The organism is Pseudomonas sp. 300 (genome assembly GCF_055803035.1).
Map to the genome: position 1 here is coordinate 3,882,446 of NZ_JAVLRV010000002.1, position 26,124 is coordinate 3,908,569.

The window sequence follows — 26,124 nt, forward strand, 5'->3', positions numbered from 1 at the left end:
ATGCTGGAAAGGCTGTTTCAACTCAAGGCACACAACACCAACGTGCGGACCGAGATTCTTGCGGGCATCACGACCTTCCTGGCCATGGCCTATATTCTGTTCGTCAACCCGAGCATCCTCGGCGAGACCGGCATGGACAAGGGTGCGGTGTTTGTCGCGACGTGTCTGGCCGCGGCCATCGGCTCCACGGTGATGGGCCTGATCGCCAACTACCCGATCGCCCTCGCACCGGGCATGGGCCTGAATGCCTTCTTCACATACACCGTGGTTCTGCACATGGGCCACACATGGCAAGTGGCGCTGGGCGCGGTGTTCATCTCGGCAGTGCTGTTCTTCCTGCTGTCGATCTTCCGCATCCGTGAATGGATCATCAACAGCATCCCGCTGCCGCTGCGTTCGGCGATTGCTGCCGGTATCGGCCTGTTCCTGGCGCTGATTGCCCTGCACAACGCCGGCATCGTGGTCAGCAATCCGGCGACCATGGTCGGTCTCGGTGACCTGAAACAACCGGCTCCGATCCTCGCAACGCTTGGCTTCGCCCTGATCGTCGCCCTCGAAGCGCTGGCCGTACGCGGTGCAGTACTGATCGGGATTCTGGCGGTGACCATCGTTTCGATCCTGATGGGCTTCACCCCGTTCGGCGGCGTGATGTCGATGCCGCCTTCGCTGGCGCCGACCTTCCTGCAACTGGACATCAAGGGTGCACTGGACATCGGTCTGGTCAGCGTGATTTTCGCCTTCCTGTTCGTCGACCTGTTCGACAACTCCGGCACCCTCATTGGCGTCGCCAAGCGCGCCGGCCTGATGGGCAAGGACGGCCACATGCCGAAAATGGGCCGCGCCCTGATCGCCGACAGTACCGCGGCTATGGCCGGTTCGTTGCTGGGTACGTCGACCACCACCAGCTACATCGAATCCGCCGCCGGCGTCAGTGCCGGTGGCCGCACCGGTCTGACGGCCATTGTCGTGGCGATTCTGTTCCTGCTGGCGTTGTTCTTCTCGCCACTGGCCGCCAGCATTCCGGCATACGCCACGGCACCGGCACTGCTGTTCGTCGCCGTGCTGATGACTTCCGGCCTGGCCGAAATAGACTGGGACGACATCACCGTTGCCGCACCGGTCGTGGTCACTGCACTGGCCATGCCATTCACGTATTCCATCGCCAACGGCATCGCCTTCGGTTTCATCTCCTGGACCGCGATCAAGTTGCTGTCCGGTCGCGGCCGTGAACTGAACCCGGCGCTGGTGATTCTGTCGATTCTGTTCGTGATCAAGTTGGGTTGGTTCAACGCATGACTTTTGATTCCCAGGCTTACACCGCTCAGCTCGAAGAAAAGGTCTCGCGCCTGCGCGACCTGCTGGCCCCGTTCGATGCACCTGAGCCGACCGTGTTCGATTCGCCGCTGAAAAACTTCCGCCTGCGCGCCGAGTTCCGCTTGTGGCGTGAAGGCGGCGAGCGCCACTACGCGATGTTTTCCCAGGAAGACAAACGCACACCGATCCTGATCGAAGCGTTCCCGATCGCCAGCCTGCGCATCAACGAATTGATGCCGCAACTGAAAGCCGCGTGGAAAGCCAGTGCGGCCCTGAGCCACAAGCTGTTTCAGGTGGAATTCCTGACCACCCTGGCCGGCGATGCAATGATCACGCTGTGCTACCACCGTCCTCTGGACGAACACTGGCACGCTGCGGCATCGAAACTCGCCGCCGAGCTTAACGTCAGTGTGATCGGCCGCTCCAAGGGCAAACGCGAAGTGATCGGTCACGATTACGTGGTCGAAAAACTGCAAGTCGGTGGCCGCACGTTCAGCTACCGTCAACCGGAAGGCGCGTTCACCCAGCCCAACGGCACCGTGAACCAAAAGATGCTCAATTGGGCTTATGACGCGCTCGGCGATCGTCCCGACGATCTGTTGGAGCTGTATTGCGGCAACGGCAACTTCACGCTTCCGCTCGCTACCCGCGTACGTAAAGTGTTGGCCACCGAAATCAGCAAGACCTCGGTCAACGCGGCACTGAGCAACCTCAGCGAAAACGCGGTGGACAACGTCACGCTGGTGCGTCTGTCCGCCGAAGAGCTGACCGAGGCCTTGAACGAAGTTCGCCCGTTCCGTCGCCTGCAAGGCATTGACCTCAAGAGCTACGAATTCGGCAGCGTCTTCGTCGACCCGCCTCGCGCCGGCATGGACCCGGACACCTGCGAATTGACCCGGCGCTTCGACAACATCCTGTACATCTCCTGCAACCCGGAAACCCTCGCGGCCAACATCGCCCAGTTGCACGACACCCACCGCATTACCCGATGCGCAATGTTCGACCAGTTCCCGTGGACTCACCACATGGAGTCCGGGGTGCTGTTGACCCGACGTTGATTGCAGCCGTCCGATACAAAACAGCCGTCATTTCGACGGCTTTTTTGTGCGCGCTCATTCAGTGATTTCTGGCTTGCGCGGACGCCCGCCCTTGCGACCATTGGCCCGCGCGGCCTCGGCTTTGGCGGCACTGCTTTGGCGACCATTGCGCGAAGCGATGACCGAGGCGGCCATGTCCATCAGCGGCTTGCTCGCCGAGATCATGCCGGCGATCGAGACTTGAAGATCCTTGCCCTCATGGCAGAGGGCGGTTCCGGAAAAGCCGACTTTCAGCCCGGCGAAATCCTCGACCTCGAAATCATTGAATTCGGGATAGTGCTGCACAGGCAGCAGCACGCCACTGCCATCAATGAAACTGACGGCCAGACATGGTTCCACGAAGGACACGGCAGTCGCCTGCAAACCGCTTTTGTGACGTACTTGCCCTCGCCGGATGGCTTCATCCAGCACGTCCTCGGTGACGGGACGATCGGCCATCATGCTTGCTTCTATCGTTTTCATAGTTTGATCTCCACGCCCTCCCAAACACCGATCAGCGACAGCAGGGTCTTGTTCGTCTCGGGCTCATAGCAAGCCGAATAAATCATGGTGGTCGTACTGGCAATCCTTTTGGCCACCACAACTTCGCCGGTTTGCCAGTCCCATATCTGATGGTCGAGGCAGACCGTGTGCAGCTTTTCCCACCAGATGCTCCGGGCGCGACGCAAGTGAGCGGGTTGTCTGAGCGCGTGACGCAACCCTTCCAGCACGGCCACCGGTGGCCGGTTTGAATGGGGCACCACGTCCCACAGTTCGACACTGTTGTGCCAAAAACTGAATTTGAAGCGTGCGCTCCAGCTTCCGGCATCCACATGTGCGTGCGGCGGGCAATGCTCGTCAAGGAGCATGATCACCACTGAAAGCCCTTTGTAGCTGAACAATTTCATTGTTAACCCATCCGTTAGGTTAATGAGCCCGAGGACTCGTCATTCCTTTAAAAATCCGATAACCGGTACAGGCGTGCACATTGCCAGCCGAACTTGAGGCTAGCGTTCCAACGCAAATCGAGCGCGGCGATCCGGGGCAAAAATGGTAAGCAATCCTTTCCGCAATTTGATAAACACTGCATCAAGCCCTTCATTTGATCTCCGGTGTAATCAATCATGCAGCGAACATTCGACGATCTTCAGCTCGGCAGCATCGAACTGTTTTGCCTCGCCGCCGAAGCGGGCAGCTTTACCGCTGCCGCGCTGGTGGCCGGCGTGACCCCCGCAGCGGTGAGCCGTTCCGTATCGCGCATGGAAGAACGCCTGGGTGTACGGCTGTTCGCGCGCACCACTCGCAGCGTCAAACTGACCGACAGCGGGCGCCGCTATTACGAAGAATGCCGCCAGGCGCTGGCGCAACTGGTCGAGGCCCAACGAGAGGTCATGGGCCAGCAGCAGCAGCCTTCCGGCACGTTGCGCATCAGCATTCCCACGACGTATGCGCATCACCGGATCCTGCCGTTGCTGCCGGCGTTTCGGGAGCGCTTTCCGCAAGTAAAAGTCGAATCGCATATCAGCAACCGCAACATTGATTTCGTCGGTGAAGGCTATGACCTGGCCATCCGTGTGCGGGCGATTCCGGATTCAGGGCTGATCGCCCGGCAACTTGAGGACGCGGAACTGGTGATGATCGCCAGCCCCGATTACCTGAAACGCGCGGGCATACCGCAAACCCTGGATGATCTCAAACAGCACGAATGTATCCAGTACGATTTGCCCAGCAGCGGTCGGCGGATTGCCTGGCTGTTCAACGACGATGGGGTGCAGCGCGAGATTCTCGCCGAGGGCGATCTCAGTTGTTCTGACGACGTTCTGGGCGGTGTGACCCTGGCCAAACATGGGGCGGGCCTGTTCCAGACCTATCGGTTCATCGTCGAAAAGGAGCTGGCCGATGGCTCGCTGGTGGAAGTCCTCAAACCTTACGGCGGGCGGTCACGGCCATTCACCCTCCTTTACCCGCAAAGCCGCCATGTGCCTCTGCGGTTACGGGCGTTTATTGATTTTCTGGTAGAGCATTTGCCACGCTGAATGGTCGAAAGCGTCCGATCACCGCACACAAAGCTTCGTCGAGGCACCTCTTCAATTGACCAAATTAACCATCTAGTACAATTTATCTCCACAGGCTGAAGCATCAGCCGATGCCAAGAACAATAAGTGGAGAGACCCTGATGAACCCTATCGTTCTGGTGCTCAACGGCCCGAACCTGAACCTGCTGGGCACGCGCGAGCCAGCGACTTACGGCCACGAAACCCTGGCAGATATCGCCGCGTTGTGTGGCCGGGCTGCCGAAGAATTCGGCCTGACGGTGGAATTTCGCCAGACCAACCATGAAGGCGAACTGCTCGACTGGATACACGCCGCCCGCGGTCGTTGCGCCGGGATCGTCATCAACCCCGCCGCATGGACCCACACCTCGGTTGCCATTCGTGATGCCCTGGTCGCCAGCGAATTGCCGGTGATCGAAGTCCATCTGTCCAACGTCCATGCTCGCGAACCCTTCCGCCACCACTCCTTTGTTTCAGCCATTGCCACCGCAGTGATGGCCGGTTTCGGCAGCCACGGCTACCGCCTGGCGCTGGAGCATTTCAGCCTGCGCTTGAAAGGGTGAACACAGTGACTCAGAACAACGCAGTACTGGCCGGGCTGATCGGCGCCGGCATCCAGGCGTCCCGTACACCCACGCTGCACGAACACGAAGGTGACGCCCAGGGTTTGCGCTACCTCTACCGACTGATCGACCTCGATCAGTTGAAACTCGACAGCAGCGCCCTGCCCGACCTGTTGATGGCGGCCGAACGCATGAACTTCACCGGTCTGAACATCACCTTCCCCTGCAAGCAGTCGATCATCCCGTTGCTCGACGAATTGTCGCCGGAAGCCCGCGGCATCGGTGCGGTGAACACGGTGGTGTTGAAGGACGGTAAACGCATCGGCCACAACACCGATTGCCTGGGGTTTGCCGAAGGTTTTCGCCGTGGCTTGCAGGGCGTTGCCCTTGAGCGTGTGGTCCAGATGGGCGCCGGCGGTGCGGGTGCTGCAGTGGCCCACGCGTTATTGAGCGAAGGCGTACAACGGCTGACTATTTTCGACGTGGAAATCAGTCGCGCGCAGAGTCTGGCGGACAATCTCAATCAGCATTTCGGCGCTGGCCGAGCCGTAGCAGGGCATGACTTGCCGAACACGCTGGCACAGGCTGACGGCCTGGTGAACACCACGCCTATGGGCATGAAAAAACTCCCGGGCATGCCGGTCCCGGTGGAGTTGCTGCGGCCACAGTTGTGGGTGGCGGAGATCGTTTACTTCCCGCTGGAAACCGAACTGCTGCGCAACGCCCGCGCCTTGGGTTGCCGGACACTGGATGGCGGCAACATGGCGGTGTTTCAGGCGGTAAAGGCGTTTGAGCTGTTCAGTGGCGTGGTGCCGGATGCGCAGCGAATGCTGGCGCATTTTCAAAGCATGAATGGCTGATGCAACTTGTAGGAGCCAGCAGCAAGCCGGCTCCTACAAATAACGTCAGGCCTGCAGGTATCGCAAAACCGACTCGCAAATCATCTCCCGATGACGCTGCTTGATGCTTTCGTCCGGCAGGTCGATCTGAAAAATCTCACCAAAGGTATGGCGGTTCGACACGCGATAGAAGCAGAACGAACTGATCAGCAGATGCACATCCAAAGGCTCAAGCCCTGTCCGGAACACACCCTCTTCAGCGCCGCGACGCAATATCACGCCCAGTGAATCAAGAATGGTGTTGTTCATCGCCTTGATCGCATCGGAACGCTTCACGAATTCGGCGTTGTGAATGTTCTCGATGCTGACGATGCGCACGAAATCGACGTTGCGATCGTGGTGATCAAAGGTGAACTCCACCAGCCGCCGAATCGCTTCCACCGGCGCCAGTTCGGCCAGGTGCAGGCGGTTTTCGGTGTTGCGAATATCGCCGTAGAGCTTCTCCAGCACCTCGATGTAGAGCTGTTCCTTACTGCCGAAGTAGTAATAGATCATGCGTTTCGAGGTATGGATGCGCTCGGCGATCGCATCGACGCGAGCACCGGAAAGCCCCTGCTGGACGAACTCGACAATGGCTTCTTGAAGAATGTTCTCGCGGGTCTTTTCCGGGTTGTTCTTACGACTCTTGCGAGGCTCGGTCATGGGTTCGTCGGGCGCTACGGAGAGTTCTGAGGTCATTGTCATTGCGGGCTCACGGCCATCACTGCACACGCCGGCGATTATGAGCCGCACCGCACAGTGAAGGAAGCTGCGCGGCAGCGGTTTATCCTCGCGTTTACCAAATCACTACAACTTCGCCTGACGAATGGCGCCGCTGCGGGACTTGGCCATGGCCGCCAGCCGCACCGCCACGTTGGCCGCGCCGTAACCGGCATAGCCATTCTTGCGCTGGATGATTTCAAAGAAGAACCGCCCTTCGAAGGGCTCGGTATAGACGTGAAACAGCTCACCGCCCTGGGCATCACGGTCGTAGAGCACGTTGTAATAGGCCAGTTCGCTGAGGAATTCGTCGTCGAAATCGAACCGCGCGGCCAGGTCATCGTAATAGTTGAGCGGGATATCCAGCAGCGGTACGCCCGCCTCCTTGGCGCGACTGACTTCGGCAAAGATATCGTCGCAGTCAAACGCAATGTGATGCACACCGGAGCCGCGATAACTCGACAGCGCGTGTGAGATCGCGGTGTTTCGGTTCTCGGAAATGTTCAGCGGCAAGCGGATCGAACTGTCGCGGCTGCGCAGCGCCCGGCTCTTCACCAGACCGTACGGGTCCGGCAGCACCACTTCGTCGTCAGCTTCGAAATCCAGCAGGCTCTTGTAGAACAGCACCCAACTGTCGAGGCTGTCAGCCGGCAACGCCATGGCCATGTGGTCGATGCGCTTGAGGCCACCGCTGGCCGCTGCCGTCGGTTGCAGATTGAAATCGGTGTCGTAGACGTCGGCGTCCTGGTCCACCAGATAAATCAGGCTGCCATCCGGCGCACGCACCGCGGCCAGCTCCAGTTCATTGGGGCCGACCAGTCCGCGATACGGCTGACCTTTGTAAGCCACGGCCCGGGCCAGCGCACTGGCGCTGTCCTTGACCCGCACCGCAGTGGCGCATAGCGACGAGCCATGAGCTTCGAAAAAGCTGTGGGCAAACGAGTAAGGCTCGGAGTTGAGGATCAGGTTGATGTCGCCCTGACGCATCAGGCTCACGCTTTTGGAGCGGTGCTGGCCGGCCTTGACGAAACCCAGTCGCTCCAGCCAATGAGAGAGCTTGGCGCCAAGGCTTTCGTCCACGGCGAACTCAAGAAATTCGATGCCGTTGTATTCACTGGCTTTGGGCGTCTCGAACAGAATGTCCGGGTTGGCCGCCGGTTTGGCTTCCTGCGCCAGTCGCTCGCGGGTTTTCTCTTCCAGGTACAACAACGAACGCAAACCGTCGGCGGCGTTGGCTCGTGGCGGCGCGGCGCGGAAACCGTCGTTGAAGATCTCGAGCGACAACGGTCCGGTGTAGCCACTTTTGATAATCGGCGCGAGGAACCCCGGCAAATCGAATTCGCCCTGGCCCGGGAAGCAGCGAAAATGCCGGCTCCATTCCAGCACGTCCATGGCCAGGATCGGCGCGTCGGCCATTTGCACGAAGAAGATTTTGTCGCCTGGGATCTCAGCAATGGCCGTTGGATCGCCCTTGAGCGACAACGTGTGAAAACTGTCCAGCAACACGCCGAGGCTCGGGTGATCCGCCTGGCGAACGATGTTCCACACCTGTTGCCAAGTATTGACGTGGCGACCCCAGGCCAACGCTTCGTAGCCGATTCGCAGGCCACGGGCACCGGCGTGTTCGGCCAGCAGGCGCAAGTCGTCGACGAGGATTTGCTCATCCCCCACGGAATCGGCGGACGCATTACTGCACACCAGCACCAGGTCCGTGCCCAGCTCCTGCATCAGGTCGAACTTGCGCTCGGCCCGTTCCAGATTGCGTGGCAGACGGTCGCGGCGGCAGCCTTCGAAATCGCGGAAGGGTTGAAACAGGGTGATGGCGATCCCGAGATCGGCGCACATCTGTTTAATTTCTCGGGGACTACCGTCGTAATAGAGCAGGTCGTTCTCGAAAATCTCCACCCCGTCGAAACCGGCGGCGGCAATGGCTTCGAGTTTTTCCGGCAGGGTACCGCTCAAGGACACGGTGGCAATGGAACGCTGCATGTTTCGACTCCCGGTGGAGGCTTCGGCTACAGGGAATTTGCGCCGCTTTTAAAAGAGTGAGTGAATTATTGAGCGGCCCCATACAATGAGCAATTCAAAGTGTACTACCCAGTTAGTTTTGCGTGCGATTATCGAACACAATGGCCTTTGGCGAATTGACGATTTTTCGTCCACTGCCCACCATCCACTACACATTGAGTCCGGTCACAACCAGCGGTCTCGGTGACCCAAGACTCAAAACACCACATAAAAATAATCGGTGGCCTACATGACTCCTTCCCAAAGCTCTCCCGTGGAGCGCTCCTCCACGACTCCTGCCGTCGGCGGTATCGGCGATAAAATCCGTGGCGCCATGGCTGTCGGCAAAACCCGCTGGGGCATGCTGGCGCTGGTGTTTTTCGCCACCACCCTGAACTACATCGACCGCGCCGCACTGGGCGTGATGCAGCCGATCCTGGCCAAGGAAATGAGCTGGACGGCGATGGACTACGCCAACATCAACTTCTGGTTCCAGGTCGGTTACGCCATCGGTTTCGTGCTGCAAGGCCGGCTGATCGATCGGGTCGGCGTGAAACGCGTGTTCTTCTGCGCGGTGCTGCTCTGGAGCCTGGCGACCGGCGCCCATGGCCTCGCCACCTCGGCGGTCGGCTTCATGGTCTGCCGTTTTATCCTCGGGCTCACCGAAGCCGCCAACTACCCGGCCTGCGTGAAGACCACGCGGTTGTGGTTCCCGGCCGGCGAACGCGCCGTGGCCACCGGTATTTTCAACGCCGGCACCAACGTCGGTGCGATGTTCACGCCAATGCTGCTGCCGCTGATCCTGCACGTGTGGGGCTGGCAGGCTGCGTTCCTGTGCATGGCATCCCTGGGCGGGATCTGGTTGCTGTTCTGGGGTTTGAAGTACTTCAACCCGGAAGATCACCCGAGCGTCAAACAGTCGGAGCTGGACTACATCCAGAAGGAAGTCGAACCGGAACAGGCCCGCGTACCGTTCTCGAGAATCCTGCGCATGCGTGGCACCTGGGCCTTCGCCCTCGCCTACTCGATCACCGCGCCGGTGTTCTGGTTCTACCTGTACTGGCTGCCGCCGTTCCTTAATCAGCAATACAACCTGGGCATCAACGTGACCCAGATGGGTATCCCGCTGATCATCATTTACCTGACGGCCGACTTCGGCAGTGTCGGCGGCGGCATCCTGTCCTCGTTCCTGATCGGCCGTGGCATGAACCCGATCAAGGCGCGACTGATGTCCATGTTCCTGTTCGCCTGCTGCATCGTCGGCGTGATCATGGCCGCTGGTTCGAGCAGCTTGTGGGTGGCGGTGTTTGCGATTTCCCTGGCCATCGGTGCACACCAGGCCTGGACCGCGAACATCTGGAGCCTGGTGATGGACTACACGCCTAAACACATGATGAGTACGGTGTTCGGCTTCGGCGGCATGTGCGCCGCCATCGGCGGGATGTTCATGACCCAGTTGGTCGGCCACATTCTGACCATCACCAACAACAACTACACCGTGCTGTTCACCATGATTCCGGCGATGTACTTCATCGCGCTGACCTGGATGTACTTCATGGCGCCCCGCAAGATTCCGACTGTCGAAAACTGACACACCCCAAACGCAGGCCTGATCCCGGGCCTGCGTTTTTTTATGCGCAGGATTTATGAATGTCCCCTTTTTTCTCAACACCACAGAGACCCACCATGTCGCCAGGTCACTTGAGCATTGCCAAACGCGCCGTGATCAGCTTCGGCGTTATCGCCCTGTTGGTTCTGTTGCAGGGACTGTTCGCCCTCAAACAGGTCGCGCAGGTCCGCGCCACCGGCCAGCACACGGAAAACATCTCCCTGCCGAGCGTTCGCTACCTGGGTGAAATCCGCGACTACGTCCTTAGCATTCGCGTACTCAGCCTGCGCATGGCACTCAACCGCGACCCGAAAGTGCTCGATGCGACCGTCACACGCCTGCATCAAGTACAGGGCTGGCTGGGCGAGACGCTGGAAAAATTCACCCCGCTGGTCGGTGATTACAACCGGGAGCCGTACGAAAAGTTCGTTGCCACCGTCACCCGTTACCGTCAGGCGTTGGCGCAATATGAAGCGCTGTCGCGGGAGAACCGCAGCGAGGACATGACCGCGCTGCTCAACGGTAAAATCCAGGATTACTCGACCCAGACCGGTGACCAGTTCGCCGAACTGATGGCCCTTGCCGCCAACGAAGTCAGCCTGTCGGCCAACCAGGCCGATTCGCTTTACAGCCAGGTGAAGTTCACCGTGATCGGTGCGCTGATAGCCGTTGCGCTCCTGACCTTGTGCCTGGCCTGGTTGCTGATCCGCAGCATCGTCGTTCCGATCCGTCAGGCCGTCGCCGTGGCCGAGCAAGTCGCCGCCGGTGACTTGAGTAAACCGATCCGCAGCCATGGCACCGATGAAACCGCACGCTTGCTCAAGGCCTTGTCGGCCATGCAAACCAGCCTGCGCGAAACCCTGCAACTGATCAGCGGCACCTCGACGCAATTGGCGGCGGCTGCGCTGCAGATGAATCAGAACACTCGGCAGGATTCCGCTCGGCTGCAACAGCAACACAATGAAATTGAGCAAGCCGCCACGGCCGTGAACGAGATGACGGTCGCGGTGGAAGAAGTCGCACGTAACGCGGTGTCGACTTCCGACAGCACTCGCCTGTCCACGCAACAAGCCAGCCAGGGTCAGACGCGGGTCATTGAGACACTCGATTCGATTCAGGCGATGAGCAGCAATGCCGGCATCGCTCTGCAACAGGTACAGACGCTTGCCGAGCAATCCCGGGAAATCGGCAAGGTGCTGGACGTGATCCGCGCCATCGCCGAACAGACCAACCTGCTCGCCCTCAATGCCGCCATCGAGGCCGCGCGCGCCGGGGAAGCCGGGCGTGGGTTTGCAGTGGTGGCCGATGAAGTGCGGGCGCTGGCTCATCGCACCCAGCAATCGACCCGCGAAATCGAACAGATGATTGGTCGGGTGCAGGGCGATACCGACAGCGTGGTGCTGTCGATGCACGACAACAGTCAGCGCGTCGCCGAAACCTTGTCGATTGCCGAACAGGCGGGTCTGGCACTGGCAGAAATCACCCGGGCCATGGAGCAGATCCATGAACGTAATCTGGTGATCGCCAGCGCGTCAGAGGAACAGGCGCAAGTGGCCCGCGAGGTGGATCGCAATTTGCTGAACATCCGCGATCTGTCGCTGGAAAGTGCCGACGCCTCGACCCGGACCAGCGCCACCAGTCAGGAATTGTCGCAACTGGCGACCGGCCTGCAAAATCTGGTGGTGCGTTTCAGATTCTGATCATGTTCAGCGACGGCTTTGCTGCCAAGCTGCCGCCAACCCGCTGCAGCAAATCACCGCGATCCCGACCACTGTGGTCAGGGTCGGCGTGTGGGAAAACAGCAACCAGCCCAACAAACCGGCAAAGACAATCTGGCAATAGCCGAATGGCGCCAGCAGCGCCGGGGCGGCATAGCGGAATGCCTGGGTCAGAAACAAGTGCGCCGTCATCCCGCACGCGCCCAGCGCCACCATCATCAAGCCATGCCCAAGGCTCGGCACCTGCCAGAAGAACGGCACCAGCGCACTCATCACCAGGGTGTTGCACAAGCCGGCGAAAAAGTTGCTGGTGGTCGGGCTGTCGATGCTGCTGAGCTTGCGAGTGAGCAATTGATAGAAGCAGAAAAACAGCGCCGAGCAGAGCGGTAGCAGCACCGCTGGGGTGAACAGATCGCCGCCGGGGTGGACGATGATCAACACGCCGATAAATCCGCAAATCACCGCGATCCATTGACCACGGGTCACCCGCTCACGCAACAGTGGTACCGACAGCGCAGTGACCAGCACCGGCGCGAGAAAGTTAACCGCCGTGGCTTCGGCCAACGGGATGTACTGCAAGCCGGTGGTGAAAAACAGACTGGTGCCCAGCAGGCACAGCGCCCTCAGCAACTGCAGCCACGGTCGTTTTGTGCGTAGGACTCGCAGCCCGGATTGCGGCAGAAAAATCCCGGCCATCAACAAGGTGTGAACCACATAGCGGGCCCAGACCACCATGACAATCGGGTAGAACCCCGAAAGGTATTTCGACAGGGCGTCGTGACTGGAGAAGAGGAAGGTCGCGACAACGATCAGCAAAATCCCTTTGAAGGGTTGGTTTACGCCGGAGAGCGGGGTGCTGACGGTCATTAGCGATCCTTTTTTACATCGAAAGTCAAAAGCTTACCGGCGTACCAACAATTCCCGGGTTTTATCCAACGCCATCTGCGCCCGTTGCAACCCGCTCACGCCCTGCTCCAGCAACTTCACGGTGGGTATCTCCAGGCTCAACGGAATATTGGCTGGCAAACACTGCAACAACCCCGCCAGATCACAATCGCCATCCCCCGGAAAACGTCGCTCGTTGCGGGCCTGACGCAAAATTTCCGCCATGTCCGTCGGACGCGCCCCCGCCACATCACACAACTGCGCATACCGTAACCGTGACGGGGCGACTTTGACCAGATCTTCCAGCCGCGATCCTGAACGATCGAAATGGAAAGCATCGACCAGCACCGCGCCGTTTTCACGCCCGGCACTTTCGACGATACGCACCGCTTGTTCCAGATTGCGTGCGTCGGTCCAAGGCATGAACTCCAGGTGCGGATGGAGCCCGTAAGGTGCCGCCAGATCACAGAGCCGGGCGAAGTTTTCCGTAAGCCGCTGCTCGTCAGAATCATTACCGGCCACCAGCAATTCACTGGCACCGAACTGCGAACCAACCGCCAGAATCTTCTCGAAATCGGCGACAACCGTGTCCGGTTTAAGACGCAGGATTTCAACATCCAGCACACGAATGCCGGTGTCGCGCAGACGCGCCAGCGTCTCACGCCGCAAACCGATATCGGCGACCAGCGCAAAGTGATGTTCTTCGGGTGTCGCAGGCTCAAGGCGCAGTCCCACGTGGCTGTAACCAGCCCGCGCCGCGACGTCCACCATTTGCGGCGGCGATAACTCCAGTACCGTCAGACTGGCCAGGGAAAAGATCCGTTCACTCATGTTCACTCCTCGATCAACATCGGCGCACAGGCTCGACGGGTTTCGGCGGCTTCGCGGATGGCTTCGATCAGCGCCAATGTGCGCGCGGCATCGGCAGCGCTGACCAACGGCTCGACCTCCCGGCGTGCCACCCGCACGAAATGTTGCAACTGCAAACGCAACGCTTCTTCGCCGCTGAAACTCTCCTGCACGGGCAGCAAGGGGTCATGCCACCCCCCATCGGTATCGGCGTAATGCCAGCGTTTGAGCTGAGGAATGCTTAACGCGCCGCCCGTACCGGCCAGCAAGTAACACGGCTGATCGGCCTGGCGCGGATACATCGGGTTCTCCCCGGAATCCAGCTCCCAACTCCAAGGCGCCGCCACCGCGTCGGAGCCGGTCAGGCTGCCCAGTGCGCCACTGTCGAATTGCAGCAACACCGCCGCGCAATCCTCGTTGGCAAACCCGCGCACCGCGTTGCTGGTGATCGCCTGAACCTGCCGCACTTCACCGCACAGATGCCGCAGCAGATCGAGGTCGTGAATCAGGTTGGTCAGCAACATTCCCGCGCCCGGCTCGCGGCGCCACGGTATTTCGAAATAACTGTCGGGTTTGCGCAATTGCCAGAGCGCCGTCACCGTCGTCAGCCGTCCCAAAGTACCGCTTTGCACCAGTTCGCGGGCACGGACAATCAACGGATTGTGGCGGCGATGGTGGCCGACCAATACCGGCACGCCGGTGGCTTTCGATGCAGCCACCAACTCGCGCGCTTCATCCAGGTGCACCCCGACCGGTTTTTCCAGCAGGACGGGCACGCCGACAGCCAGGCAGTCGAGCGCGGTGCTGACGTGCAGCGTGTTCGGATTGGCAACGATCACCGCGTCCGGCTTCACTTGCTCCAGCATCTGACGGTGATCGGAGAAATATCCCACGCCCCATTCGACCGCGAGCGCAGCCGCTTGTGGGCCAGGGTCGGCCACCGCACAGAGGGTCGCTTCGGTCAGGGTCCTCAGATGCTGATAATGCAGCTGGCCCATGTTGCCGGCACCGATCAGGGCGATGCGAAGGGGGGAAGGCATGGTGCGGTCCTCTTGTGGTTATTGTGGGTGACAACCAACAATTTAGAACCTGGTTCCAGATTCTTACACACGCGAACCACGAATGTGTGCGAACAACGCACATCTTTCCGGGCGAGCAGAGATCACTGTGGAGGGTGGCGCCTGGTTAACTGAAGAGTTCCGACGCCTGACTCGCCGCCGACAACTCCTCGGTAAATTTCAACAACAGCGGCGCCAACTCATGCAGCCGCGCCCCCGGCATCCGCGCGCTCGGCCCGGCGATGCTCAGCACCCCGATCACTCGCCCATCGCCAGGGTGGCGCACCACCGCCGCAATCGCCGAAGTGCCCACTGCCGAACTCTCTTCGACCCAGGCGTAACCCTGCTCCCGCGCCAGACGCAGGCGCTCGAGCAATTCAATGTTGGAGCGTGGCGCGTTTGGCCCAAGATCTTTCGGCCGCTCGCCGCCCTGACGCTCCACCAGCGATAACGCTTCGGCATCACTCATGCACGCCAGCCACGCATGCCCCGACGCCGTGTAAAACAAGGGCGCATCACGGCCCATGTCCGGGTCGTACCGCAAACCGGCCCGAGCGCCCTGGGACTTGGCAATCCAGGTTTGCCGCTCACCTTCGATCACCCCGAGCCGCACCAGCTCGCCGGTTTCCTGCGCCAGGCGATCGAGCACTGGCTGCACGATATCGGTGCCGCTTCCCGACAGATAACGGAAGCCCATGGCCACTAGTTTGGTCGACAAGTGATAGCGCAGGTTTTCCGGATTCTGCCGCACGTAACCCAGCCGAATCAGTTCGGCGAGCAGGCGATGAGTCGCGCTTTTCGGGATGTCCAGTTGTTCCGCCAGCGTCTGCATCGGCAAGCCGCGAGGGTCATTGGTAAGGCTTTCCAGCACGCTGAAAACACGTTCGATCTGACTGCCGGCCATGGGAGGTTCCACCTGAAATTTGCTCGATTCTAGAAGACAAACCGCTCAATGCGAAATCTGGAACTGCTTGTCCGGTAACCGCCCGCTTTATCGGCTGAACGGTTGCCGAACAGATTCATGTCGCTATATTTTCTGGAATCAAATTCTAAAAATGTGCACTGGAGTTTTCAACAATGCCTGCCGAATCCCATAGCTCTCCGGACATCGACTGCGATGTGCTGGTCGTCGGCTCCGGTGCAGCCGGGTTATCGGCAGCGGTTACCGCTGCCTGGCACGGATTGAAAGTGATCGTGGTGGAAAAAGACCCGGTGTTTGGCGGCGCCAGCGCATGGTCGGGCGGTTGGGCCTGGGTGCCGTGTAACCCACTGGCGCGGCGCGCCGGCATCGTCGAAGACGTCGAACAACCGCGCACCTACCTGAAACACGAACTGGGCCAGCACTACGATCCGGCGATGATCGACGCGTTTCTCGAAGCCGGCCCGCGCATGGTCGAGTTCTTCGAGCAGCACACGTCCCTGCAATTCGCCGACGGCAACGCCATCGCCGACATTCATGGCGGTACCCCGGGCGCGGGTACCGGTGGGCGCTCGGTGATCGCCGCGCCTTATGACGGGCGAAAAGTCGGCAAACTGCTGAAGCGTCTTCGCCCAACCATGCGGGAAACTTCGTTCATGGGCATGCCGATCATGGCGGGCGCGGACCTGACGGCATTTCTCAATCTGACCCGCTCTTTGTCAGCGGCATGGCATGTGACCCAACGCTTCACCCGGCATCTGCGCGACCTTGCCGTTCATGGCCGGGCAATGCAACTGGTCAACGGTGTGGCGTTGGTCGCCCGTTTGGCAAAGTCCGCCGAAGACCTTGGCGTATTGCTGTGGGAATCGGCACCAGTGACTCAATTGCTTCGCGACGGCGACCAGGTGCGAGGCGCGATGGTGAGCACTGAAAGAGGCAGCATCCGCATCCATGCGCGCAAGGCTGTGGTGCTCGCAGCCGGTGGGTTTGCCAACGACATCGAGAGGCGCAAGGCGTTGTTCCCGCGTACACCGACCGGCAACGAACATTGGGCGCTGCCACCGCTTGGCGTGGCCGGTGATGGCTTGCGCCTGGGTGAAAGCGCGGGTGCGCGGGTCGACACCGACATGGCGTCGCCCGTCGCGTGGGCGCCGGTTTCACAAGTGCCGTACCGTGATGGCAGCCTCGGTCACTTCCCGCACATCGTCGAGCGCGGCAAACCGGGGATCATCGGTGTACTGAGCAACGGCCAGCGTTTCGTCAACGAAGCCAACGGCTACTTCGACTACGTGACAGCCATGGTCGCCGCCGCACCTCAGGGTGAAGAAGTGGCTTCCTGGCTGATTTGCACCCATGGTTTTCAACGCCGCTATGGGCTGGGCATCTCTCGGCCATTTCCGGTTCCGTTGTCATCCTTTATCCGCAGCGGCTATCTGAAAACCGGCAACACGATCGAGGAATTGGCCCAGGCTTGCGGCATCGACCCGGACGGCTTGCGTAGTACGGTGGCGGACTACAACCGGCATGCGCGCAACGGTGAAGACCCCTTGTTTGGCCGTGGTTCGACGCCTTACAACCGCAAACAGGGAGACGCCTTGCAGCAACCCAACCCGTGCGTAGCCCCCATCGAGCAAGGGCCGTTTTACGCGGTGAAAGTCCAGCCCGGCTGCTTCGGCACCTTCGCCGGGCTCAAGGTCAATCAACACGCCCAGGTCCTCGGCGAATCAGGCCAAGCCATCGCAGGGCTGTACGCCGCGGGCGGCGACATGGCCAGCATCATGGGCGGGCATTACCCCGCCGGCGGCATTAATCTCGGCCCTGCGCTGACGTTTGGCTACATTGCCGCGCGACATATCGCCGGAATCACTGCTTACGAACAGGAGATCGACCATGCAGCGCATCGTTAATGCACAGGGTTTGAATATGTCCAAACCAGCAGCAAGGCCAATCAACTGGCCAACCTGGCCTCGCTCGAAGTCCGGCTGGATGATGAAGACCGGGCGTTGATTGCCGGTTTGTCCAAACGCGAACGGCAGGTCAGCCCGGACTTTGCGCCAGTGTGGGATACGTTCGACCGGTAATCACCGGACAAGGTATTGGGCGCTCGCCCTGACGCCATAAAAACCTGTCACCTGACGGAATTTGATGGGTTATCCACGTTCAATACAAGTCTGCACTGTTCCCGGTGACCACTGACGGTGACCGGGAATGCGGCCGTGCGCGAAAAGCCGGACGACCGGACTGGCGCCGCTCTCACTCACCAGCAACACTCATCCCCACGGACAATCAGAGGATTCCCACATGCTATGGAAAAAAGGCCGACGCAGCGACAACGTGGTCGACGCCCGTGGTGATGATGCCGGCGGCGGTGGTGGCGGGATGCGCTTTGGTGGCGGCAAGGGCCTGAGCCTGACCGCGATCATTCTGATTGTCGGCATCGGTTGGATCACCGGCCAGGACCCGCTGCAGATCCTCGGCCAACTCACCGGGCAAATGACCGAGCAATCGGCACCCGCACCGACGCAAACCCGCAAGGCACCGCCGGCCAATGATGAAGGGGCCGAATTCGTACGGTCGATCCTCGGTGACACCGAAGACACCTGGGGCCAGGTTTTTCAGCAGGCCGGTCGGCAGTATAAAAATCCGACGCTGGTGCTGTTCAGCAACCGGGTGAACTCGGCGTGCGGCCTCGCGACGTCGGCGACCGGGCCGTTCTATTGCCCGGCGGACCAGAAGGTTTACCTGGACATGAGTTTCTTCCAGGAAATGTCGCAACGCTTTTCCGCGGCGGGTGATTTCGCTCAGGCCTACGTGATCGCTCACGAAGTCGGACACCACGTTCAGACCTTGCTCGGCGTTTCCGCGAAAATTCAGACCGCCCGCCAGCAAGGCCGGCAAATGGAAGGCGACGGCGGTTTGCTGGTGCGCCAGGAACTGCAAGCGGATTGCCTGGCAGGTGTCTGGGCCAACAATGCACAGCAGCGCCTGAACTGGCTGGAACCGGGCGACATCGAAGAAGCCTTGAATGCTGCCAACGCCATCGGCGACGACCGCTTGCAACAGCAAGGTCAGGGTCGCGTGGTGCCGGACTCGTTTACCCATGGCACGTCAGCGCAAAGGGTGCGCTGGTTCAAAACCGGATTTGCGCAAGGCCAGGTCGGCCAGTGCGATACCTTTGCGGCGAAAAACCTATAGATGAACAAGTGGCTGTTGGTTCTGTTGTTCACCTGCGCAAATACCCAGGCTGCCGAGCAGGGGGTCAAGGAGATCAGCCCCGGACGGCTGTTGCTGGAAGAAGGTGAGATGGCGGTGGGCATTGGCCCGGCGCCGGCGAAAATCGAACGCGTGCTGATTATCATCCATGGACGGTTGCGCAACGCCGAAACCTATCGCCAGAGCGCCGAGCGTGCGGCAGAACTGGCCGGGCAAAGCGCGAATACGCTGGTGATTGCTCCGCAATTTCTCAATGAAACCGACGTGGCACTCCAACCCGTGGCCGACACTGTGTTGCGCTGGCAGGGCAATGACTGGATGGCTGGCGGATTATCCACCGCTCCGTTTGCGCTGAGTTCCTACGCGGCTCTCGACCAGATCATCGCCCGGCTCGGCGATCGTCGACAGTTTCCGGATGTGAAAGACGTCGTCATCGCGGGTCACTCGGGTGGGGCCCAGGTGGTTCAGCGTTATGCGTTGTTGAGTCACGATCAACCGGAGCTCAAGGCTGCAGGCGTGCATGTGCGTTATGTCATCGCCAACCCGTCTTCCTACGCGTATTTCGATGAGCGCCGGCCGGTGGCTTTCAGCCACGCCGGTTGCCCGGAGTTCAATCGCTGGAAGTACGGTCTGACAGATTTGCCGGCTTATGCTGAAGGCCAAACGCCCGCGCAACTGGAGGAAAACTACGTCCAGCGTGACATCGTCTATCTACTGGGGCAGCAGGACATCGACCCGAATCATCCGGCACTGGATAAAGGCTGTGAGGCGAAAGCCCAGGGCGCCAATCGGTTGATTCGCGGACGCAATTATTTTGATTTCTTGAAGCGTAGTCATCCACAAGGATTGAATCAGCAATTGATCGAAGTGCCTGGAGTTGGGCACAACGGGGATGGGATGTTTACGTCGCCGGAGGGGCAGAAGGTTTTGTTTGGTCAGTAAGCCTTGCGGTGCCTGAGAGGCCGCCATCGCGGGCAAGCCCGCTCCCACAGGATGCTTCGCCGGATGAGAATTTTGCGTTACATGCAAATCACTGTGGGAGCGGGCTTGCCCGCGATGGCGGCCTGTCAGCGCGCCAATTCCTCAAGCCGAAAGCATCTGCCTCAGTTCCACACAATCCGCCGCATGCCAATCGGTCAACTCCGGCCACGGGTTATCCGGCAGATTCACCAATACCGTACGCGCCCCCGCCGCCCGCCCGCAATCCAGATCAAACCGGTAATCACCGACCATCACCATCTCGCTCGCCGGCACGTTCCAGGCCTCGGCCAGTTTCAACAAGCCACCGGGATGCGGCTTCGGCGGCGCTTCATCACGCCCCAGCACATCCTCCACCGCGAAGCAGTCGGCCAGGCCAATGGCCTCCAGGGTGACATGCGCCAGTTCCCGCGCATTGCGCGTCAGAATGCCCAGACGATAACCGCGCCCTGCCAACTCACGCACCAACTCGACGGCACCCGGCGCCGGTTTCGAACCCAGTGCCAGATCCCGTTCATGCTCCAGCAACCACGCGTGTTTGGCCGCGGCTTCATCGGCTGGCAGCGCCGCGAGGTGGGTCAGAATGTCGTCTTCGGCCGGGATCGCCAATGCCACGCGAATCGCCGCGAAATCATGCACGGCCACCGTCAGGGTGCCGTCCATGTCGAACACCCAGTGCCGCACCTCGGCCAGGCTCATGCCCAATCCTTGCGGTGACGAATCAGGCCTTCCTGGGTGACCGAGGCCACCAATTGCCCCGCACGGTTGAACACGCTGCCGCGAGAGAAACCTCGGGAATTACCTGCCCAAGGGCTGTCCATTGCGTACAACAACCAGTCATCGGCGCGCAGGTCCGCGTGGAACCACAGTGAATGATCAAGGCTGGCAACCTGCATGTCTTTCTGCCAGACCGACTTGCCGTGCGGCTGCATCGACGTGGTCAGCAGACCGAAATCCGAGGCGTAGGCCAGCAGGTATTTGTGCAGCGCCGGCGTATCGGCCAAGGCACCGTCGGCACGAAACCAGACGTACTTGATTGGATCGGACGGCTGCGGGTTGTAGGGATCTTTCTCGGTGACCGGGCGGAATTCGATCGGTTTCGGGCACAGGAATTTTTCGCGCATGTGCTCGGGAATCAGGTGCGCACGCTGCTGGGTCAGTTCCAGCTCCGAGGGCAGGTTTTCCGGGCCGACCACGGTCGGCATCTCGGCCTGGTGCTCGAAGCCTTTTTCGTCGTATTGGAACGAGGCGCTGCACGTGAAGATCGGGTTGCCCTTCTGGATGGCCGTCACCCGGCGTGTGCTGAAACTGCCGCCGTCGCGGACCCGGTCAACCTGATACACAACAGGCAACGCGGAATCGCCCGGACGCAGGAAATAACCGTGCATCGAATGCACATGGCGCGCAGCTTCGACCGTCTGACTGGCCGCCGACAGGGACTGGCCGATTACCTGACCGCCGAACAACTGACGAAAACCCAGGTCCTGACTGCGGCCACGGAACAGGTTTTCTTCGATCGGTTCCAGGGTCAGCAAGTCGACCAGATCATCCAACACTTGGCTCATTCAGACTCTCCTCACACAACGCTATGCCGCGCAGTCTTGGCTGCGGCGGTCGATTCAGGTTCTGGCCGGGGCCATCATTGGCGCCATTGTAAACGTCCGGGCCGGCTTATCCATGCAAGGTTTGCAGCCATTGTTCGCGGGTGATGCGGTACAACACATGGTGACGCAGGGGATGATCGGCCGCGAGCTTGGGGTGCTCAAAGTCATCGGCTGAATCATGGTGCATGCCAATCGCCTGCATGACTTTTTCAGAAGGCGTATTGGTTTGGGTGGTGAAGGACACGACCTCTTTCAGCGCCAAGCGGTCAAACCCGCAGCGCAGAGCGGTCCATGCCGCTTCACTGGCATAACCCAGGCCCCAGTGCTCGCGCGCCAGGCGCCAGCCAATCTCGATGGCCGGGGTGAAGGGCGCGTCGAAACCGACCACACCGAGCCCGGTAAAACCGATAAATGCGCCGGTGTCCTTGCGCTCCAGCGCCCAGAGGCCGAAACCATGCTCGGCGAAATGCCCACGAATCCGTCCGATCAGCGAGGCGCTTTCCAGTCGACTCAAGGGCGCCGGAAAGTAGCGCATCACCTGTGGGTCGGCGCACATCGCCGCAAACTCCGGCAAATCCTCGTCACGCCACTGTCGCAACAACAGTCGTGCGCTCTCGAGTTCCAGTATCGGCTCCATCGTGCCCCTCCGTTTCCATGCTGCAAGTCTACATCGCTGGTAGGATCGTTCACTCATTCCTACACGCCGTACTCAATAAAAGCCTGCCATGCCGCTGCCGCTGATTTACCACGAAGACTACAGCCCCGAGTTCCCTGCGGACCACCGCTTCCCCATGGACAAGTTTCGCCTGCTGCGAGATCACCTGGTGGACAGCGGCCTGACCCGGGACGCCGACCTGCTGCGCCCGCAGCTCTGCCCACCGGAGATTCTCGCCCTCGCCCATGACGCTGCTTATATCGAGCGCTACATGAGCGGCGAGTTATCTCGCGAAGACCAGCGGCGCCTCGGCCTGCCGTGGAGCGAAGCACTGGCCCGGCGCACGGTGCGGGCAGTCGGCGGGTCGTTGCTGGCGGCGGAACAGGCGCTGGAACATGGACTGGCCTGTCACCTGGCTGGGGGCACGCATCACGCGCATTACGACTATCCGGCGGGGTTCTGCATCTTCAATGACCTGGCGGTGATCAGCCATTACCTGCTGGAAAGCGGTCGTGTGAATCGGGTGCTGATCTTCGATTGCGACGTGCATCAAGGCGACGGGACTGCACGCATCCTGCACAACACCCCGGACGCGGTGACCGTTTCCCTGCACTGCGAGAAGAACTTTCCCGCACGCAAGGCAGAAAGTGACTGGGACATCCCGCTGCCCAAAGGGATGGGCGATGCCGATTACCTGAAGGTGGTGGACGATGCGCTGAATTATCTGCTGCCGCTCTATCAACCGGACCTGGTGTTGTACGACGCCGGTGTCGATGTGCATAAGGATGACGCGCTCGGTTATCTGAAGCTGACAGACGAAGGCGTGGCCGCTCGGGATGAAAGCGTCATGCGCCATTGCCTGGGGCGGGATATCCCGGTGGTCGGGGTCATTGGCGGCGGTTACAGCAAGGACCGCAAGGCGTTGGCGCGACGTCACGGCATCCTGCATCACAGTGCGCAGCGGGTCTGGACGTCATCAGGTTGTCATTGAGGTATGAGTCTTTACCCACAATGCCTGTGGAACTGCCTGTGGATAACCTGAGTGAAAGGGCCTGCAGGCCATGTTGCATATAGCCTGCAAAGCGCTGGTTGTTTTTTGATCACTATTTTATGAACACCCCGGAACCAATGTGGGAGCGAGCCTGCTCGCGATGAGGCCCTCACATCCAACATCGATTTTGACTGACCCACCGCCATCGCGAGCAGGCTCGCTCCTACAGTTAACCGTGCTGGTAGAATGCCCGGCTTATTCCGCCAAACCGCAGCGCATTCCATGACCCAAACCTCCGCAGCCCTCCCCCCTCAAGTCGCCATCATCGGCGGTGGCCCCGCCGGCCTGATGGCCGCCGAAGTGTTGAGCCAGGCTGGAATCAAGGTCGATCTGTACGACGGCATGCCTTCAGTGGGGCGAAAATTCCTCCTGGCGGGGGTCGGCGGCATGAACATCACCCATTCCGAAGCCTATCCGGCCTTTCTCGCACGCTACGCCGAGCGTGCACCGCAGATTGCACCGCTGCTGCGCGCCTTTGGCGCCGAGGCGCTGTGCCAGTGGATTCATGATCTGGGCATCGAAACCTTCGTCGGCAGCTCCGGCCGGGTGTTTCCGACCGACATGAAAGCCGCGCCTCTGTTACGCGCCTGGCTCAAACGCTTGCGGGATGCCGGTGTAGTTATCCACACCCGCCACCGCTGGCTGGGCTGGGATGACAACGGTGGATTGCTCATCGGAAGTCCCGACGGCGAAAAAACCATTCGGCCCGACGCGACCCTGCTGGCCCTCGGCGGCGGCAGTTGGTCGCGGCTCGGCTCCGACGGCGCATGGATGTTGCCACTGGAGCAACGTGGCGTAGGACTGATGCCGCTGCAACCAAGTAATTGCGGCTTCGAAGTGCAGGCCTGGAGCGAATTGATGGTCAGCAAATTCGCCGGTGCGCCGCTGAAAAACATCGCCATCGGGCTCAATGACGATGTTCCAAGGCTGGGAGAATGTGTGATCACGGCCACCGGGATTGAAGGCAGCTTGATCTACGCCCTGTCGGCTCCAATCCGCGAAGCCATCAATCAACACGGCTCGGCGACCATTCACCTCGACCTGTTACCGGGCCGACCTGTGGATAAAGTTCAGGCGGCGCTGAGCAAACCGCGCGGTTCTCGTTCAATGTCCAAACATCTGCACAGTCAGCTGGGGATTGATGGCGTGAAAGCAGCGTTGCTGCGCGAGCTAACGGCGGCTGAATGCTTCGCCGATCCGGCGTTGCTGGCCAAAGCGATCAAAGCGCTGCCACTGACGCTGGTGAAAACCCGTCCACTGGACGAAGCCATCAGCAGCGCCGGTGGCGTGATGTTCGAGTCGATGGACGAACGTTTGATGCTCAAGCAACTGCCTGGCGTGTTTTGCGCGGGGGAAATGCTGGATTGGGAAGCGCCGACGGGGGGCTATTTGCTGACCGCGTGTTTCGCCAGTGGGCGAGCAGCGGGGTTGGGGATGGTGGAGTGGCTCAAGCGCCAGGATTGAGACCGAGGCGCGCCCATCGCGGGCAAGCCCGCTCCCACAGGTGACCGTATTCCCATGAAAGAACTCGGTTACCTGTGGGAGCGAGCTTGCTCGCGATGAGGACTTAGCAGGCGCCGCCGAGAATCAAGGCTTACGCTTACGCGGCCCGGTATTGAATACCGGCACCTTACGCACAGGCTTGATCGAAGGCTCCGGCGCCGAAGCATCCCCGCTCTCGACCCATTTACCCAAATTGCGTTTACCGCCACCGGAGGTCTTTGGCTTCTTCGGCTTTTTCGGTTTCTTCACCACCTGACCGCTGGCATCGGTATCCGGCACACGGTGCTCAGGTTCAAAGTCATGCTCCATCTGCCGAGGCAACGTCTGACGCGTCAACGTCTCAATGGCTGACAGCAAATTCACTTCATCGGCACACACCAGCGAAATAGCCTGCCCGGTGGCACCCGCACGGCCGGTACGACCGATCCGGTGGATGTAGTCCTCTGCCACGATCGGCAGGTCGAAATTGACCACCAACGGCAGATCTTCGATGTCCAGACCACGGGCGGCGACGTCGGTGGCCACCAGGATCTGCACTTCACTGGCCTTGAACCGGTCCAGCGCACGCTGACGGGTCGCTTGAGGTTTGTCACCATGGATGCCGTCGGCATTGATGCCCAGGCCCTGGAGTTTTTCCACCAGCGCGTCCACGCCGTTGCGGGTCTTGGCGAACACCAGCACCTGCTTCCACTTGCCCTTGCGCAGCAAATGGATGAACAGCTCCGGCTTGCGCTTCTTGTCCACCGTCACCACCCACTGTTTAACGGTGTTGGCCGCAACGTTGCGCGGGCTGACTTCGATGCTCAGCGGATCGTTGAGCATTTGCCCGGCCAGCAGGCGAATCGCATCGGAGAAGGTCGCGGAGAACAGCAGTGTCTGACGTTTCTTCGGCAGCACCCGGTAAATGTTCCCCAGCTCCTCGGAAAAGCCCAGGTCGAGCATGCGGTCCGCTTCGTCCAGCACCAGGGTTTGCAGCTGGTTGAACTTCAGCGCGTTCTGACGGAACAGGTCGAGCAAGCGGCCCGGCGTCGCCACCAACAGGTCGACGCCTTTGCGCAGCTTCATCATTTGCGGGTTGATGCTGACGCCGCCGTACACCGCGTAAGTGCTCAACGGCAGGTTCTCGGCGTACTGACGCACGGCTTCGTGAACCTGTTCGGCCAATTCGCGGGTCGGCACCAGAATCAATGCACGTACAGAGTTGGCAGTGACTTTCGGCCCTTCCATGGCCAGCAATTGCAGCAGCGGCACAGCGAAACCGGCGGTCTTGCCGGTGCCAGTCTGGGCGGCGGCCATCAGGTCGCGACCGGCCAGCACCGCCGGAATGGCTTGCGCCTGAACCGGCGTCGGGGTCTGGTAGCCGAGCGTCTCGAGAGAGCGCAGCAAGGGTTCGATCAGGCCAAGGGAGGCGAAAGTCATGGGATTACCGTAGGAAAATTCAGCGCGGGTGTGCAAACAAGTGTGCAATGG

The 26,124-nt window shown here is 60.4% G+C and carries 24 protein-coding genes and 1 pseudogene; 13 read left to right on the plus strand and 12 right to left on the minus strand.

Features of this window, described 5'->3' with window-relative positions:
• Positions 1–1,296 (plus strand): NCS2 family permease, encoded by a 1,296-nt coding sequence (locus Q7W83_RS24370; protein WP_150630433.1) that lies wholly within the window; start codon positions 1–3, stop codon positions 1,294–1,296.
• Positions 1,293–2,372: a tRNA (uridine(54)-C5)-methyltransferase TrmA gene (trmA, locus tag Q7W83_RS24375; protein WP_150638352.1), complete on the plus strand. Its 1,080-nt coding sequence runs from the start codon at positions 1,293–1,295 to the stop codon at positions 2,370–2,372. Before Q7W83_RS24370 ends, trmA begins: the two co-directional genes overlap by 4 nt.
• Positions 2,373–2,426: 54 nt before the next feature.
• On the opposite strand, the gene Q7W83_RS24380 is transcribed toward trmA, so the two are convergent.
• Together Q7W83_RS24380 and Q7W83_RS24385 are read right to left on the minus strand one after the other, a co-directional pair.
• On the minus strand, positions 2,427–2,873 hold the full coding sequence (locus Q7W83_RS24380) for a DUF2442 domain-containing protein (RefSeq protein ID WP_150638353.1): 447 nt from the start codon (positions 2,871–2,873) through the stop codon (positions 2,427–2,429).
• Entirely contained in the window at positions 2,870–3,298 is a 429-nt protein-coding gene (locus Q7W83_RS24385) for a DUF4160 domain-containing protein (protein ID WP_150630430.1), read from the minus strand. The genes Q7W83_RS24380 and Q7W83_RS24385 overlap by 4 nt, the downstream gene beginning before the upstream one ends.
• 216 nt (positions 3,299–3,514) lie before the next feature.
• Here Q7W83_RS24385 and Q7W83_RS24390 point away from each other — a divergent pair, with 216 nt between their 5' ends.
• The 3 genes from Q7W83_RS24390 to Q7W83_RS24400 all read left to right on the plus strand — a co-directional run bounded on the left by Q7W83_RS24390 (position 3,515) and on the right by Q7W83_RS24400 (position 5,867).
• Entirely contained in the window at positions 3,515–4,426 is a 912-nt protein-coding gene (locus Q7W83_RS24390) for a LysR family transcriptional regulator (protein ID WP_150630429.1), read from the plus strand.
• Between the two features lie 140 nt (positions 4,427–4,566).
• Positions 4,567–5,007 carry a type II 3-dehydroquinate dehydratase gene (gene aroQ, locus Q7W83_RS24395; RefSeq protein WP_150654483.1) on the plus strand — a complete coding sequence of 147 codons (441 nt, stop codon included), beginning with the start codon at positions 4,567–4,569 and terminating at the stop codon, positions 5,005–5,007.
• A gap of 5 nt (positions 5,008–5,012) precedes the next feature.
• Positions 5,013–5,867, plus strand: coding sequence for a shikimate dehydrogenase (locus Q7W83_RS24400; protein ID WP_150630428.1), 855 nt, complete (start codon positions 5,013–5,015; stop codon positions 5,865–5,867).
• 45 nt (positions 5,868–5,912) lie between these two features.
• Here the strand turns inward: Q7W83_RS24400 and Q7W83_RS24405 are convergent, their stop codons facing one another.
• Both Q7W83_RS24405 and quiC read right to left on the minus strand, forming a co-directional pair.
• Complete coding sequence (locus Q7W83_RS24405) at positions 5,913–6,590, minus strand: TetR/AcrR family transcriptional regulator (RefSeq protein ID WP_150630427.1); 678 nt, start codon at positions 6,588–6,590, stop codon at positions 5,913–5,915.
• Positions 6,591–6,692: 102 nt separating this feature from the next.
• A complete protein-coding gene (quiC, locus tag Q7W83_RS24410) occupies positions 6,693–8,594 on the minus strand; it encodes a 3-dehydroshikimate dehydratase QuiC (protein WP_473657415.1) in 1,902 nt (633 codons plus the stop codon).
• A 352-nt stretch (positions 8,595–8,946) separates the two neighbouring features.
• Between quiC and Q7W83_RS24415 the strand changes: the two genes are divergently transcribed.
• Both Q7W83_RS24415 and Q7W83_RS24420 read left to right on the plus strand, forming a co-directional pair.
• On the plus strand, positions 8,947–10,203 hold the full coding sequence (locus Q7W83_RS24415; RefSeq protein ID WP_224787855.1) for an MFS transporter: 1,257 nt from the start codon (positions 8,947–8,949) through the stop codon (positions 10,201–10,203).
• 95 nt (positions 10,204–10,298) lie between these two features.
• Positions 10,299–11,921 (plus strand): methyl-accepting chemotaxis protein, encoded by a 1,623-nt coding sequence (locus Q7W83_RS24420; protein ID WP_150638359.1) that lies wholly within the window; start codon positions 10,299–10,301, stop codon positions 11,919–11,921.
• Positions 11,922–11,927: 6 nt separating this feature from the next.
• On the opposite strand, the gene Q7W83_RS24425 is transcribed toward Q7W83_RS24420, so the two are convergent.
• From Q7W83_RS24425 to Q7W83_RS24440, 4 genes are all read right to left on the minus strand, one after another.
• Positions 11,928–12,806, minus strand: coding sequence for a DMT family transporter (locus Q7W83_RS24425; protein WP_150630423.1), 879 nt, complete (start codon positions 12,804–12,806; stop codon positions 11,928–11,930).
• Positions 12,807–12,839: 33 nt separating this feature from the next.
• The gene (locus Q7W83_RS24430) at positions 12,840–13,655 is read right to left on the minus strand and encodes a sugar phosphate isomerase/epimerase family protein (protein ID WP_473657418.1); all 816 of its coding nucleotides are present in this window, start codon (positions 13,653–13,655) and stop codon (positions 12,840–12,842) included.
• A 2-nt stretch (positions 13,656–13,657) separates the two neighbouring features.
• Positions 13,658–14,713, minus strand: a complete 1,056-nt coding sequence (locus tag Q7W83_RS24435; protein ID WP_150630421.1) for a Gfo/Idh/MocA family protein — start codon at positions 14,711–14,713, stop codon at positions 13,658–13,660.
• Between the two features lie 145 nt (positions 14,714–14,858).
• Positions 14,859–15,635 (minus strand): IclR family transcriptional regulator, encoded by a 777-nt coding sequence (locus Q7W83_RS24440; protein ID WP_150630420.1) that lies wholly within the window; start codon positions 15,633–15,635, stop codon positions 14,859–14,861.
• 173 nt (positions 15,636–15,808) lie between these two features.
• On the opposite strand from Q7W83_RS24440, the gene Q7W83_RS24445 reads away from it, so the two are divergent.
• The 4 genes and pseudogenes from Q7W83_RS24445 to Q7W83_RS24460 all read left to right on the plus strand — a co-directional run bounded on the left by Q7W83_RS24445 (position 15,809) and on the right by Q7W83_RS24460 (position 19,805).
• Positions 15,809–17,557: an FAD-dependent oxidoreductase gene (locus tag Q7W83_RS24445; RefSeq protein ID WP_458377023.1), complete on the plus strand. Its 1,749-nt coding sequence runs from the start codon at positions 15,809–15,811 to the stop codon at positions 17,555–17,557.
• A 21-nt stretch (positions 17,558–17,578) separates the two neighbouring features.
• Positions 17,579–17,731, plus strand: a pseudogene (locus tag Q7W83_RS24450) (aldo/keto reductase); the annotation flags it as partial.
• Positions 17,732–17,951: 220 nt separating this feature from the next.
• A complete protein-coding gene (gene ypfJ, locus Q7W83_RS24455) occupies positions 17,952–18,845 on the plus strand; it encodes a KPN_02809 family neutral zinc metallopeptidase (protein ID WP_150630418.1) in 894 nt (297 codons plus the stop codon).
• Positions 18,846–19,805, plus strand: coding sequence for an alpha/beta hydrolase (locus tag Q7W83_RS24460; protein ID WP_473657425.1), 960 nt, complete (start codon positions 18,846–18,848; stop codon positions 19,803–19,805).
• 141 nt (positions 19,806–19,946) lie between these two features.
• Here the strand turns inward: Q7W83_RS24460 and Q7W83_RS24465 are convergent, their stop codons facing one another.
• The 3 genes from Q7W83_RS24465 to Q7W83_RS24475 form a co-directional block, all read right to left on the minus strand.
• Positions 19,947–20,540: an HAD family hydrolase gene (locus Q7W83_RS24465; RefSeq protein ID WP_150630416.1), complete on the minus strand. Its 594-nt coding sequence runs from the start codon at positions 20,538–20,540 to the stop codon at positions 19,947–19,949.
• Positions 20,537–21,406: an acyl-CoA thioesterase II gene (gene tesB / locus Q7W83_RS24470; RefSeq protein WP_150630415.1), complete on the minus strand. Its 870-nt coding sequence runs from the start codon at positions 21,404–21,406 to the stop codon at positions 20,537–20,539. The genes Q7W83_RS24465 and tesB overlap by 4 nt, the downstream gene beginning before the upstream one ends.
• Positions 21,407–21,512: 106 nt before the next feature.
• Positions 21,513–22,082: a GNAT family N-acetyltransferase gene (locus Q7W83_RS24475; RefSeq protein WP_150630414.1), complete on the minus strand. Its 570-nt coding sequence runs from the start codon at positions 22,080–22,082 to the stop codon at positions 21,513–21,515.
• Positions 22,083–22,170: 88 nt separating this feature from the next.
• Here Q7W83_RS24475 and Q7W83_RS24480 point away from each other — a divergent pair, with 88 nt between their 5' ends.
• A complete protein-coding gene (locus Q7W83_RS24480) occupies positions 22,171–23,091 on the plus strand; it encodes a histone deacetylase family protein (protein WP_473657430.1) in 921 nt (306 codons plus the stop codon).
• Positions 23,092–23,373: 282 nt separating this feature from the next.
• A complete protein-coding gene (locus tag Q7W83_RS24485; protein WP_473657433.1) occupies positions 23,374–24,615 on the plus strand; it encodes a TIGR03862 family flavoprotein in 1,242 nt (413 codons plus the stop codon).
• Positions 24,616–24,738: 123 nt separating this feature from the next.
• Here Q7W83_RS24485 and Q7W83_RS24490 read toward each other — a convergent pair whose 3' ends face one another.
• Positions 24,739–26,073 (minus strand): DEAD/DEAH box helicase, encoded by a 1,335-nt coding sequence (locus Q7W83_RS24490; RefSeq protein WP_150630410.1) that lies wholly within the window; start codon positions 26,071–26,073, stop codon positions 24,739–24,741.
• Between the last annotated feature and the right edge of the window lie 51 nt (positions 26,074–26,124).

Coding starts and splice junctions, on each gene's coding strand:
- Q7W83_RS24370 (WP_150630433.1), top strand. CDS start 1: ATGCTGGAAAGGCTGTTTCAACTCAAGGCACACAACACCAACGTGCGG.
- trmA (WP_150638352.1), top strand. CDS start 1,293: ATGACTTTTGATTCCCAGGCTTACACCGCTCAGCTCGAAGAAAAGGTC.
- Q7W83_RS24380 (WP_150638353.1), bottom strand. CDS start 2,873: ATGAAAACGATAGAAGCAAGCATGATGGCCGATCGTCCCGTCACCGAG.
- Q7W83_RS24385 (WP_150630430.1), bottom strand. CDS start 3,298: ATGAAATTGTTCAGCTACAAAGGGCTTTCAGTGGTGATCATGCTCCTT.
- Q7W83_RS24390 (WP_150630429.1), top strand. CDS start 3,515: ATGCAGCGAACATTCGACGATCTTCAGCTCGGCAGCATCGAACTGTTT.
- aroQ (WP_150654483.1), top strand. CDS start 4,567: ATGAACCCTATCGTTCTGGTGCTCAACGGCCCGAACCTGAACCTGCTG.
- Q7W83_RS24405 (WP_150630427.1), bottom strand. CDS start 6,590: ATGACAATGACCTCAGAACTCTCCGTAGCGCCCGACGAACCCATGACC.
- quiC (WP_473657415.1), bottom strand. CDS start 8,594: ATGCAGCGTTCCATTGCCACCGTGTCCTTGAGCGGTACCCTGCCGGAA.
- Q7W83_RS24415 (WP_224787855.1), top strand. CDS start 8,947: ATGGCTGTCGGCAAAACCCGCTGGGGCATGCTGGCGCTGGTGTTTTTC.
- Q7W83_RS24420 (WP_150638359.1), top strand. CDS start 10,299: ATGTCGCCAGGTCACTTGAGCATTGCCAAACGCGCCGTGATCAGCTTC.
- Q7W83_RS24425 (WP_150630423.1), bottom strand. CDS start 12,806: ATGACCGTCAGCACCCCGCTCTCCGGCGTAAACCAACCCTTCAAAGGG.
- Q7W83_RS24430 (WP_473657418.1), bottom strand. CDS start 13,655: ATGAGTGAACGGATCTTTTCCCTGGCCAGTCTGACGGTACTGGAGTTA.
- Q7W83_RS24435 (WP_150630421.1), bottom strand. CDS start 14,713: ATGCCTTCCCCCCTTCGCATCGCCCTGATCGGTGCCGGCAACATGGGC.
- Q7W83_RS24440 (WP_150630420.1), bottom strand. CDS start 15,635: ATGGCCGGCAGTCAGATCGAACGTGTTTTCAGCGTGCTGGAAAGCCTT.
- Q7W83_RS24445 (WP_458377023.1), top strand. CDS start 15,809: ATGCCTGCCGAATCCCATAGCTCTCCGGACATCGACTGCGATGTGCTG.
- ypfJ (WP_150630418.1), top strand. CDS start 17,952: ATGCTATGGAAAAAAGGCCGACGCAGCGACAACGTGGTCGACGCCCGT.
- Q7W83_RS24460 (WP_473657425.1), top strand. CDS start 18,846: ATGAACAAGTGGCTGTTGGTTCTGTTGTTCACCTGCGCAAATACCCAG.
- Q7W83_RS24465 (WP_150630416.1), bottom strand. CDS start 20,540: ATGAGCCTGGCCGAGGTGCGGCACTGGGTGTTCGACATGGACGGCACC.
- tesB (WP_150630415.1), bottom strand. CDS start 21,406: ATGAGCCAAGTGTTGGATGATCTGGTCGACTTGCTGACCCTGGAACCG.
- Q7W83_RS24475 (WP_150630414.1), bottom strand. CDS start 22,082: ATGGAGCCGATACTGGAACTCGAGAGCGCACGACTGTTGTTGCGACAG.
- Q7W83_RS24480 (WP_473657430.1), top strand. CDS start 22,171: ATGCCGCTGCCGCTGATTTACCACGAAGACTACAGCCCCGAGTTCCCT.
- Q7W83_RS24485 (WP_473657433.1), top strand. CDS start 23,374: ATGACCCAAACCTCCGCAGCCCTCCCCCCTCAAGTCGCCATCATCGGC.
- Q7W83_RS24490 (WP_150630410.1), bottom strand. CDS start 26,073: ATGACTTTCGCCTCCCTTGGCCTGATCGAACCCTTGCTGCGCTCTCTC.